This window comes from Chryseobacterium sp. HR92 (genome assembly GCF_045689405.1).
Classification (GTDB): Bacteria; Bacteroidota; Bacteroidia; order Flavobacteriales; family Weeksellaceae; genus Chryseobacterium; species Chryseobacterium viscerum_A.
Genome location: NZ_CP139139.1, coordinates 421,409 through 434,670, shown reverse-complemented (window position 1 = coordinate 434,670; position 13,262 = coordinate 421,409). Strand labels below are relative to the sequence as shown.

Genomic DNA, 13,262 nt, shown 5'->3' with positions numbered 1-13,262 from the left:
TGGTTAAAAATTATAATCCGATCTCCACTCCAAAGATAAATGAGCGCGCCTGAGGATATCTTCCGGTATCTACTCCATAAGAATTCATTCCTACTTCAGGATCAAATCCTGTATATTTCGTAATTGTAAAAAGGTTATTGGAAGTCATATAGATTCTTACCTTATTTACATCCAGCTTGCTGTACAGTTCTTTTGGTAATGAATAACCGATGGTAAGGTTCTTCAGTCTTAGATAAGATCCGTCTTCCACATAGAAATCTGATACTTTGGAATAATTACCGCTTGGGTCACCATGTACCAGTCTTGGAATATCGGTATTCGTATTCTGAGGAGTCCATGCATTCAGGATATCTTTATCCATGTTGTAGTTCTGCCCTGTTCCGCCTGGGTTCAAAGAAATAAACTTCATCCCGTTGAATATTTTATTTCCGTATACTCCCTGGAAGAATAGATTCAGATCAAAGTTTTTCCAGGTCATATTGTAAGAGAATCCATAAGAGAACTTAGGATAAGGACTTCCAAGATTGACGAAGTCATTATTATTAAGCACTCCTGTATTTCCTTCTTTTTTCAGGAATTTGATATCTCCCGGCTTAGCATTCGGCTGGATAAGATTTCCGTTAGCGTCTTTATAATTGTTGATCTCTTCCTGAGTCTGGAAAATTCCTCCGGTCTTGTAACCATAGAAAGAATATAAAGGATCACCTACTTTCACACGGGTTGGTTTCAATACTCCTCTTACTCCGTTATCATTGATGAAGATCTCATCTACATTAGCAAGCTGCTTCACCGTATTTTTTAGTTGACTCATGGTAGCTCCTACTGAGAAGGTAAAGTCATCTGAAATAATCTTGTTATAATTGATTCCCAATTCATATCCTTTATCCTGGAATAATCCTGCATTCACATACTGATTATTATACGTTGCCGTACTTGGTAAGCTTACGTTGAAGATCTGATCTTTGGAATTCTTTACAAAGTAATCGAACTGTAAGAAAAGGCTGTTATGAAGGAATGAAGCATCTACCCCGAAGTTAGTCTGCTCAGACTTACCCCATTTCAGATCCGGGTTCGGACGCGTTGTAGCATAATAAGCAATATTCTGAGAAGGATCCTGTCCGAAAATCACATTATTATCTCTCGTCATCAGTGGATTCACAGCTTGCGGTGAAATTCCTCCAAGATTACCCAGAATACCATAACTTCCTCTTAATTTCAGACTGGAAAGCCATGAAATATCCTTCATGAAATTTTCTTTTGAAACTACCCAAGCACCGGAAACCGCATAATAGTTAGCAAATCTGTTCTGTTTTGCTACGAGTGAAGAACCATCACGTCTTCCCAATAAACTTACAATATACTTTCCTGCATAATCGTAGTTTACTCTCGCCAGATAAGAAACCAAAGACTGTTTGAATCTATAACTGGAGACATCTTTATTAGTATCGGCAGCATTCTGAAGGTGTTGGAAAACCTCAGCTTCACTTCTGAAGTCATACGATTTTGCCACAAAACCATCATCAATTGTTTTCTGGAAAGTAAAACCTCCAAGGAAATCAAAATTATGCTGTCCTGCTGAAATTTTATATGTTAACAACTGCTCTGCAAGCGCTGTGGAAGAATTATTGGACTGGTATTCTAAATTATTGGTATCAAAAATTTTACCTACTTCCAAAACTCTGTAGGTAAAGTTTTTTACATCCCCCAGTTTAAATGTCTGCGAGAAGTTAGAACGGAATTTTAAATCTTTAGCCAAAGTAATTTCCGCATATGGATTGATCAGTATCTCATGAGTAGGGTTTCTGATACTGATTCTTTTAAGATAAGCTACCGGGTTAATCATATCTCCATAACCTCCTGCCACATCAATAGGCAATCCGGAAAAAGCTCCGCTTGGTGTGTATACCGGAACATTCGGCGGATAATACATGGCAGCCACTAAAGCACCGGTATACCCACTCTTGGTATCTGCTGTATTTCCGTCAGAATAATTATAGTACATATTTTCTCCGATCGTTAACCAATCTTTTACTTTATGTTCGGAATTAACTCTGAAATTGTATCGTTTTGCCTGGGTATTCAGTAAGATCCCTTCCAGATTTCTATGGTTCATTCCCACAAAATATCTTGACTTCTCGCTTCCTCCACTTACATTAACATTATATTCCTGAATAGTTCCTGTTCTGAAAATTTCTTTCATCCAGTCTGTTCTGGTAATTCTTCCGTCCGGATATTGGTTAGGATTAAAAGCAATAGGTAAGCTTCCCAGTTTCCCGGCATTTTCATATGCTTTGTACATTACATCCTGAAATTCCGCAGCATTCAAAGATTCTTTTAGTCTCCATGCCTGGTTCACCCCGTATTTCACATCAAAATCTACTGTAAGATTTCCTTTTTTCCCCTTTTTAGTGGTGATTAGGATAACCCCTCCGGAAGATCTTGCTCCGTAAATGGCTGCAGAAGCATCTTTAAGTACAGAAATATCCTGAATATCGTTTGGATTAATAGAAGGAGTTCCATTAAAAACCACTCCGTCTACTACATAAAGGGGAGTTTCTCCATTGATTCCTCCAAGGCCACGAATATTTACCTTAGGTGCACCGTTAGGATCTCCACCTTCGTTCACTACAGTTACTCCGGGAGCTTTACCCTGAAGAACTTCTCCTACACCAGACAATGATCTGGAAGTAAGCTTATCCAGTGAAGCCTCCGAAACAGCGCCGGAAACTTTACTTTTTTTCTGTGTTCCGTATCCAACAACAACAATCTCGTCAATGGATTTTTCTTTTAAGCTGTCTTTTTTCTGAGCGAGGAACATCGGTGAAGCTGATATTGCACCAATAAGTAACACCCTACCCGTTAAATAAGTTACTGAGACAGGGATTTTAAATACATTCATGATATCCTTTTTGATTAGGTGCAAAATTAGATCAGTCCGCTCCCAAGCCTCATTAAGGTTTTCTTATATTTTTATTAAGAAATTTTAGCTTTTTACAGATACCACCTACCACAAAATAAAATCAAACAATTGATTTTCAACACAATAAGCAATTAAAAATAATCATTCCATTCATATTGTTTACTGAATTGAGATTAACTTTATTTTAAGTTTATCATCGAAGCGGGACAATAGATGGAGAAATCATTAAAGATTATTTCAGGAATAATAAATAACTGAGTTCATTTTTCTTTTTTTACATTTGCTGAAAATAGATTTTACTTTTGAACAAAGACCTTTAAAAACGTCTCACTGTAATCAGAAGAAAAATAAAAACATTAAAAATCATACGAATTCAATGACCATCATTATTACAGGAACCTCATCAGGAATCGGGTTTGCATTGGCCGAATATTTTGGTAAAAAAGGACATAAAGTATACGGATTAAGCCGAAAGCATACAGAAAGCCAGTACTTCAAATCTATCCCCACTGATGTTACTGATAACACCGCGGTTCAGAATGCAATCGCTGAGGTTTTAAAAACAGAAACTAAAATTGACGTTCTGATCAATAATGCCGGAATGGGAATGGTAGGTGCCGTAGAAGATTCCACAAAAGAAGATATTCTGAAACTTTTCAGTCTTAATCTTGCCGGACCTGTACAGATGATGAGCGCAGTTCTTCCGAACATGCGTGAGCACAAATTTGGAAAAATCATCAACGTTTCCAGTATCGGAAGTGAAATGGGTCTGCCTTTCCGCGGATTTTATTCTGCTTCAAAATCAGCATTGGATAAAGTAACAGAAGCAATGAGGTATGAAGTATATCCATGGAATATTGAGGTATGTTCTCTGCATTTAGGAGATATTAAAACCAATATTGCTGACAACAGAGTTATTGCACAGGTTTCCCAGCCTTACAAAAACGTTTTCGACAAAGTATATGCTCTGATGAATTCCCATGTGAATGACGGAACAGAGCCGTTGGAAGTAGCAGAATACATTGAAAAACTTTTAGCAAAAAATAAATGGAAAGCTCATTATTATTTTGGTAAATTCGGGCAGAAAATAGGAGTTCCTTTGAAATGGATTCTTCCGCAGGGAACTTATGAGAATTTGATGAAGAAGTATAATAAACTGGATAAAAATTAGTTGATTGATAAGGCGCATTGTCATTCTGAAGGGAATGAAATGTAGTGAAGGATCTTTTATATTTTTATAGAGATTCCTCTTCATATTCAGAAGAATAAATTGAAATTACTTTTAAAAATATTTTTTGTACTGTTCTGCGTTTTTACACAAGCGCAGAAAAAACAGTATTGGCTTATTGATACTGAAACCAAAGTCAGGAAAAAAGTAAAAGATTCCACTTCTGCGGTAAAATTTCTGGATTCACTAGCTCAGAATAATTATTTCTTTACCAAACTGAAAGATGTAAAAGTAAAGGGTGACAGTACCGAAATTTTCTATGACAAAGGCAAAAATTTCAATGAAACGTATGTAAACCTTACCGATTCACTGGTCCAGAAGCTAAAGATTCAGAAAGATTTTTTCACTAAAAATTTAGATTCCACCAAGAAAAGCATCAACAAAACTTATATTGATGATGGGTATTCCTTCAGCAGAATCAAATCCAAATACAAAGGCCAGAAAAACGGTTATCCAATTGTAGAGCTTGACATTAACAAAAACGATAAAAGAACGATCAATAATTTTGTCGTTAAAGGATATGAAAAAGTTCCTAAAAGATTCATCAAAAATCTTGAAAAGGAATTTAAAGGCAAAAACTATGATGACAAAAACCTTTTAGCCATCAATAAAACATTTCAGAGCCATCCTTTCCTGACTCTCGAACGGCAGCCACAAACTTTATTTACAAAAGACTCTACAAGCATTTACCTGTTTCTGGAAAAGAAAAAGACGAATACTTTTGACGGGGTAATCGGTTTCGGAAATGACAAAACCTCCAAGTTTACATTGAATGGAACGATGAATGTCAATTTCAGAAATATGTTCAACGGCTTTGAAACTGTCAATTTATACTGGCAGAGAAACCCGGATAAAGGACAGACTTTTGATCTTAGGGTGGATATTCCATATCTGTTCAAATCGAATGTCGGGATGGACACAAAAGTAAATATATACCGTCAGGATTCTACGTTTGCCAACGTAAAATTCCTGCCTGCCTTTTATTATCATATCAACAACCGAAATAAAATAGGTTTGAGAGCAACCCTGGAAACCTCTACTATTATTGATACATTATACGTTCAGGGGAAAGATTACAACAAAAAAGGGATCGGGATATGGTATGAAATGACAGAGCCCACTGATATTGACCTTTTCCTTTATAAAACAAGGATCAGAGCAGAATATGATGTTTTAACAACTACCTATTCTAAAGATAATATCAAAGCCAATCAAAACAAGTTTTATCTCTTTGGGGAACATAATTACCATATTTCAGGCAACCACTTTCTGAACATTAAAGGGGAAGGTGCCATGATGGATTCTAAAATAGAGTTTTCTGCCAACGAACTATACCGTTTTGGAGGTTGGAACTCCATGCGGGGATTCAATGAAAACTCCCTTGCCGCCGACTTTTACTATTATGGAAGTCTGGAATACCGCTATCTGATCGGTAATCAGGCATTTTTCGACGTCTTTGGGCAATATGGCCAACTCAATAATAAATCTTTAAATGTAAAGCCCAAGCTTTATAGTGTAGGACTTGGTTTTAACTTCTTTATTCCAATCGGTCTGATGAGTTTTCAGTTATCTAATGGTAACGAATTTGGAAATCCTTTTAAGTTTAATGATACAAAAATCCACTGGGGAATTCTGAGCAGGTTCTAAGGATAAAAGAAAGGAAGAGGGAAGCTGGAAGGTCGAAATTATTGATACCTTAGTTTTACTATCCTATTATTTTTATAGAAATAATTTATATTAAATACCTAAAATCTTATAACACAAAGGTAACTTCCAGCCTCCTTCTTCCAGCTTCCTACCTTATAATAATATCTATACAATAAAGCAAAAGTTCCTATACAAAGTACATTTCCCACTTTACCTTTCTATTAATTCTTCTTGTTAAAAAATATTAAAATCGTATTTTTATTTTAATACTTCATTAAAATACTGGTAACAGTGCTCTGCTAAATTTGCCTTCAAAAAAAAATGAAGAAGACTCTAGCTACTTTTGCCGTTTTTTTACTTCCTCTATATTTTTCCGCACAGGAAATCAATATTTCCGGAAATGTAAAATCAGAAAACGGTTCTGGTGTTTCCGGTGTAAACATCACTGACAAAAATACAGGAAAGACTGCTACTACAGATGAAAATGGTAATTTTACCATTTCTGCAAACCCGAAAGACATTCTTGAGTTTTTTGCTCCTGATTTTTCTGTTTATACCGTTGAGGTTTCTTCAAAAAAACAGTATTCCGTTGTCTTAAAAAAACCAAACGAAAAGCAGATTGAAGGCGTTGTCATTACCGCATTAGGTATTGCCAAGAAGAAAGAAAAAATCGGCTATTCTACTCAGGAAGTGGGAACGAAACAGTTTGAAACCATCACTACACCGAGTATTGGTAATTTATTCTCAGGACAGGTTGCCGGTCTGAATGTTTCCAACCCAACAGGAATGCAGCAGGCACCGCAGTTTACTCTTAGAGGAAATTCCAATGTTGTTTTTGTAATTGACGGAGTGATTGTAGAAAAAGAAGTTTTCCAGAATTTAGATCCAAACAATATTGAGAACATCAACGTACTGAAAGGTGCCACCGCTTCTGCACTGTATGGCTCCAGAGGCCGTTACGGAGCTGTTCTGATTACGACAAAATCAGCTAAGAAGAAAGGGTTCTCCGTAGAGTTTTCTCAGAACACCATGATTACGGCAGGATTTACCAATCTTCCGAAAACACAGACTGAATACGGAAACGGATCTCACGGAAAATATGAATTCTGGGATGGAGCCGATGGCGGTGTGAATGACGGGGATATGATCTGGGGACCAAAATTTGTTTCGGGTTTACAGATTGCCCAATGGAACAGCCCTATCAGAGATAAAGTAACAGGGCAGGTAGTTCCATGGTATGGAGCAGTGACCGGGACTCAATATGATAATAAATCAAGGTATGAAAGAGTTCCGATTGACTGGAAATACCACGATAACTTAAGCACGTTCTTAAAGCCTGCAGTGATCAATAATAATAATTTTGCGATCAGCTACAGAGATAATAAAGATATATACAGATTCTCCGGAAATTTCATGAATTATGATGACAGAGTTCCGAATTCTTATCTTCAAAAATATGGGCTCAATTTTTCTTCTGAAAACCATCTGGGAGATAAATTAATCTTTAATACAAAATTTAATTTCAATCAGGCTTTTACACCTAATATTCCTAACTACGATTACAACCCAAGCGGACACATGTATACCATCCTGATCTGGATGGGAGGCGATGTAGACGGAAAGGCCCTGAAAAATCATATGTGGATTCCCGGACAGGAAGGAAGAGCGCAGGCCAACTGGAACTATGCCTGGTACAATAATCCATGGTTCGGAGCTGAGTATTATAAAAATCAGAACAGAACAAATATTATCAATGCTCAGACAGGATTAGAATATAAGGCTACTCAGGATCTTTCGGTAAAAGGGAAAATATCCCTTGTGGAAAACCACAGCAAAACGGAAATATTAAGTCCTTATTCTTATTTCAATTACAGTGCACCAAGAAGTGGGGGGTATATTCTGAAAGATAATAAAACATGGAATCTTAACTATGATGTTCTGGCTACTTACAAGAAAAAGATATCTGAAAACTTTGATTTCACAATCAATGCCGGAGGTTCAGCTTTTTATTTCAAAAACAATAACAACGAAAGATCTACAGACGGACTGAGAGTCCCTGAAGTGTACACATTTGAAAACTCTATCGGAGCACTTAAAAATTACACCTATCTGAAGGAAAAGTTGATCTATAGTGCTTATTCCACGATTGACATTGGATTGTACAATGCTTTCTTCATCAATATTTCAGGGCGTAATGACTGGTCTTCTACGCTTCCTAAAGCGAACAGGTCTTACTTCTACCCTTCTGCCTCCATCAGTGCTGTTATTTCCAACCTGGTAAAATTACCTGAGTCTATCAATATGTTGAAGCTTTCTGCTTCATGGGCTAAAGTGGCATATGATTTCCAGCCTTATTCTATCAGAAATTATTATCTGAATAACCAGGGAATTACTTTCAACGGAAATCCTACGTATTATTATCCAACCACTCTGAATGTAGAAAACTCGCTGAAACCTGAGCAGACAAAATCTTACGAGCTGGGATTAAGTGCCGGTTTCCTTAACAACAGGATTACTTTAGATGCTACTTATTTCAGAACACTTGATTATAATAATATTCTTCAGTTTCCAGCGGCAGAATCATCAGGTTTCACTTCACAATATGTCAACGGAAATGAATATACCACCAAAGGATTTGAAGTTTCTCTTGGTTTGGTTCCGGTAAAAACGGCCGATTTCAGTTGGAAAACTTTGATCAACTGGAGTACTTATGAACAAAAACTGACTTCCATTTATGATAATATGCCCAACTATCAAAACATTAAGTTGGGTGAAAGAATGGACAGCTATTATGACTATACCTGGCAAAAGTCTCCGGACGGAAAAGTAATTCTTGATGCCAATTCAGGGATGCCGACAAGAGCCAACACTCCAAGTAATTTAGGACATTTCAATCCGGACTGGACTTTCGGTTTCAACAATACTTTTAAATACAAAAAATTCTCTTTAAACATTGGAATCGATGGAAGCATCGGAGGTGTGATGAGATCTCAGGTTGTTGAAAAAATGTGGTGGGGAGGAAAACATCCTAACTCTGTAGCGTACAGAGATCTTGAATATGCTAATCCGGGAACCTATTATTTCGTGCCGGACGGCGTTAACTACAATCCTTCTACTGGTCTTTATACTCCACACACCAAAGCAATCAGCTTCCAGGACTGGGCACAGAATTATCCATACCAGGCAAGGGTAACGCAGGATGAAAGTGAAGAGTTTGCCAATGTTTTCGACAGAACTTTCATCAAGCTGAGATCTGTAGTATTGGAATATGATTTCTCATATCTGCTTAATCCAAAAGGTATGGTGAAAGGTTTCACCGCCAATATTTCTGCCTACAACTTAGCTATGTGGAAAAAATCAAAGAACCTTTACTCCGATCCTGATTTCCAGATCAGATCAGGAAGAAGTGGAGATATCGCTAATGATATCCAGGATCCGTCAAGCAGATGGTTCGGAATCGGATTTAATCTTAAGTTTTAACTAAAAAGTACGTCAACAATGAAAAATAATATCAATAACGCGAAGGGACAAAAAGGTAAGGCAGCAAGATGGCTGATGAAGTCTATATTTGCGGCAGGACTTCTGACATTGGCTTCATGCGAAACCAGCCTTGATACGATCAATGAGAACCCTAATGACCAGGCTAGCATTGATCCTAAAAACCTTCTGACTTACGTTGAAAAATATACATTCCAGGTAAATGGTGATAATATGTATGCTTCAAGAATGATGATTGGTACCGATGGTGAGAATTCGTACCAGTATATGAAATGGAACGATGCTTCTTTTGAAGTGTATACAAAAGGACTCCTGAACACAGGAAAAATGATGCAGGAAGCAGAGAAAAGAGGAAATAAAAATTATCTGGCCATCGGAAAGTTTTTAAGAGCTTATCATTTCTTCAATATCAGTTTAAAAGTAGGAAGCGCACCATATTCTGAGGCTGCAAAGGGTGAATCCGGGATTACCCAGCCTAAATATGATAGTCAGGATGCAATTATGTCCGGAATTTTATCAGAATTAAAGGACGCAAATGATCTCATCAATACCAATGACAAAATTGAAGGTGATATTGTTTATAACGGAGATGCTTTAAAGTGGAAAAAGCTGATCAATTCTTTCCGACTGAAGATTCTGATCACTTTATCTAAGAAAACCACAGTCGGAAGTTATAATATAGCTGCAGAGTTTGCTTCTATCGCAGGAAGCCAGTCTTTAATGACTTCTATTGCTGACAATGGTGAGCTTAAGTTTGCCGATGCTGCAGACAGCAGATACACAATGTTTAACAACAGTGGATATGGTTCAAGTCTGTACATGGCAGATTATTTCATTAACATGTTCAAAGACAGACATGATCCACGTTTGTTCACTTTTGCAGCACAGACTACAGGAGCAAAAGAAGCCGGAAAAGCCATCACAGATTTTACAGCTTATAACGGAGGAAACCCGACCTCACCTTATTCTGACAATGCAGCATTGATCACAGCAAAAAACATCTCTAAAGTAAACGACCGTTTTTATAAAGATCCTACCAATGAGCCTGCTTCTGTGTTGAGCTACTCAGAACTTGAGTTTATCCTTGCCGAAGCTGCTGCAAGAGGCTGGATTTCCGGATCTGCAAAAACCCATTATGATAATGCGATCAAGGCAAGTTTCAGTTTTTATCAGACCTATGTAAAAAATCAGGGACAATATTTCTCAGGGTTTGATGTGAATCAGTATCTGGCAACGCCTTTGGTTGTCTACAATAATGCTGATCCTTTACAGACTCAACTGGAAAAAATCATGACTCAAAAGTACATGACCATGTTCCACCAGGCACAATGGACTTCTTACTATGACTATTTAAGAACAGGATACCCCAACTATCCTCTAAAAGCCGGAGTAGCAGCTCCTTTCAGATTCAGGTATCCGCAATCGGAATACAGCTATAACAGTAATAATTTAAAAGCAGCTTTGGCTGCTCAGTATGGAGGAAATGACAATATTAACTCCAAACCTTGGTGGTTACAATAGAAATCTGATTATTTTTATATAAAACAAAGAAACCGCAGGAAAATCCTATTAACTTGCGGTTTCTTTCTTATTACGATTGAACATGAACAGAAGAGAATTTTTAGAGAAATCAAGTCTTTTATTAGCGGGATTAGGGACATCAGGTGTTCTGCATCCTTCCATTTTAAAAGCTCTGGCCATTGATCCGGCTGCCCAGTCTACATTTTATGATGCAGAGCATGTGGTAATCCTGATGCAGGAGAACCGTTCATTTGATCATGCATTCGGTGCACTCAAAGGAGTGAGAGGCTTTTTAGATAAAAGAGCTTTTGTAAAACAGGATGGACATTCTGTTTTCTTTCAAAAGAATGATGAAGGAAAATATGCATCTCCTGCCCGACTGGATTTAAGAAATACAAAATCAACCTGGATGAGCTCACTGCCTCATTCATGGGCAGATCAGCAAAAAGCTCTGAACAAGGGAAAATATGACCAATGGCTTCAGGCTAAAGCTTCAGGAAATAAAGATTATAAAAATATTCCGCTGACATTAGGATATTATAACCGTGAAGACCTTCCGTTTTATTATCAGCTGGCAGATGCGTTCACCATATTCGATCAGTATTTCTGCTCTTCACTTACCGGGACTACTCCCAACAGATTATTCCTTTGGTCCGGAACTTTGAGGGAACAGCAAAACGGAAAAGTAAAGGCCAATGTTGTGAATGAGAACATTGATTATGATAAAGCGAGACAGGCAAAATGGAAAAGTTTTCCGGAAATTTTAGAACAGCAGAATGTTTCATGGAGGATTTATCAGAATGAAATCAGTCTTCCAAAAGGGATGTCCGGAGAACAGGAAGCGTGGTTAAGTAATTTTACTGATAATCCTATTGAGTGGTTTTCAAAATTCAATGTTAAATTTTCAAAAGGCTATTATCAGAATATTCCTAATATCATAGCATATCTGAAACAGGAAATTGAAAAAAATCCTAAGCAGAAAGAAAGGCTGGAAATTATGCTCGCAGAAGTTCAGGAAGATCAGGTGAAATATCATCCTGATAATTATTCAAAACTTTCAAAAGAGGAAAAAAACCTTCACGAAAAAGCCTTCACTACTAATGTAAATGATCCGGATTACTGGAAACTGGAAATCGGAAAGGATGACAACGGAGAAAGACTGGTTGTTCCGGAAGGTGATGTCCTGTTCCAGTTCCGAAAAGATGTTGAAGAGAAAAAACTTCCGCTGGTTTCGTGGCTTGTAGCTCCTGAGCATTTCTCAGACCATCCGGGATCACCATGGTACGGAGCCTGGTATATTTCTGAGGTATTGAATATTCTGACCAAAGATCCTGAAACCTGGAAAAAAACAATATTTATCATCAATTATGATGAAAATGACGGATATTTTGATCATGTTCTGCCTTTTGCCCCGCCGGTGAATCCTAGTCAGCCCGTTGATATGAACGGAAAAGAAGGTGCGGAATATGTAGATCAATCCCAGGAATACATGTCTGATCCTTCTTTAAAAAATTATGAAAAAATTGAAGGAACCGTTGGGCTGGGCTACCGAGTTCCGATGATCATTGCTTCTCCTTGGACCAAAGGAGGTTTTGTAAATTCTGAGGTATCGGATCATACTTCCGTCCTGCAGTTTCTTGAGAAATTCATCATGAAAAAATTCAGCAAGAATGTTCATGTCGATAACATCAGTGACTGGAGAAGAGCTGTGTGTGGTGATCTTACATCCGCTTTCAATTCTTCCAGTGTAAAGGCTCCAGAGATGGATTATCTGAATCAAAAAGATTATGCAAAGACCATTAATGCTGCTAAAAACAAACCTGTTCCGGACCTGAAATGGTATTCTGAAAATGAACTTAAAGGTAATTTACTGGAGATTCAGGAAAGAGGTTTGAAACCCTCGAATCCGCTTCCGTATCATTTCCATGTTAATTTAGAAGGGGAGCAGATTAAAATGGCTAACTTAAAAGAAAATGGAGTTCCCTTGTTAATCTATGACAGAACTCAATTCAACAATAAGGATTATCATTTTTCATATGCCCTATATTCAAAGCAAATGCTATCCCATACTGTGCATTCCGGAGCTTATGATTACGAAATTTTCGGTCCCAATGGCTTTTTCAGGAAATTTAAGGGGAATAAAACTGCGGAAATAGAGGTGATTTTAACCAATATGACCTCAAAAACCCAGATTGAATTGGTAGTCAGAAATCATAAAAAGAAAAATTTCTCCATCAGCCTGGAAGATCTTTACAGAAAAAATCAAAAAACAATTTCTGTACAAAAACCGGAAGAAAAAATCATTATTGATCTTGATAAATATAAAGGCTGGTATGATTTGAAATTAACGTTAAATGATCATCTGTGGCACTTTGCCGGAAGAATAGAGACCGGAAAAGTTTCTGTTTCTGATCCGCATTGGGCTTAAAAAAAGACTTATAACACTGA

Annotated in this window: 6 protein-coding genes; 5 read left to right on the top strand and 1 reads right to left on the bottom strand. The window is 37.3% G+C overall.

The window, feature by feature from the left end:
- Window positions 1–10: 10 nt before the first annotated feature.
- Window positions 11–2,899, bottom strand: a complete 2,889-nt coding sequence (locus tag SFA27_RS01920) for a SusC/RagA family TonB-linked outer membrane protein (RefSeq protein ID WP_407295808.1) — start codon at window positions 2,897–2,899, stop codon at window positions 11–13.
- 397 nt (window positions 2,900–3,296) lie between these two features.
- Here SFA27_RS01920 and SFA27_RS01915 point away from each other — a divergent pair, with 397 nt between their 5' ends.
- From SFA27_RS01915 to SFA27_RS01895, 5 genes are all read left to right on the top strand, one after another.
- Window positions 3,297–4,091, top strand: coding sequence for an SDR family oxidoreductase (locus SFA27_RS01915; protein WP_047373628.1), 795 nt, complete (start codon window positions 3,297–3,299; stop codon window positions 4,089–4,091).
- 99 nt (window positions 4,092–4,190) lie between these two features.
- Window positions 4,191–5,795, top strand: coding sequence for an autotransporter assembly complex protein TamA (locus SFA27_RS01910; protein ID WP_407295804.1), 1,605 nt, complete (start codon window positions 4,191–4,193; stop codon window positions 5,793–5,795).
- Between the two features lie 321 nt (window positions 5,796–6,116).
- Window positions 6,117–9,275 carry a SusC/RagA family TonB-linked outer membrane protein gene (locus SFA27_RS01905; protein ID WP_407295801.1) on the top strand — a complete coding sequence of 1,053 codons (3,159 nt, stop codon included), beginning with the start codon at window positions 6,117–6,119 and terminating at the stop codon, window positions 9,273–9,275.
- 18 nt (window positions 9,276–9,293) lie between these two features.
- On the top strand, window positions 9,294–10,814 hold the full coding sequence (locus SFA27_RS01900; protein ID WP_407295798.1) for a SusD/RagB family nutrient-binding outer membrane lipoprotein: 1,521 nt from the start codon (window positions 9,294–9,296) through the stop codon (window positions 10,812–10,814).
- An 82-nt stretch (window positions 10,815–10,896) separates the two neighbouring features.
- Window positions 10,897–13,242 (top strand): phosphocholine-specific phospholipase C, encoded by a 2,346-nt coding sequence (locus SFA27_RS01895; RefSeq protein WP_407295795.1) that lies wholly within the window; start codon window positions 10,897–10,899, stop codon window positions 13,240–13,242.
- Window positions 13,243–13,262: the final 20 nt, after the last annotated feature.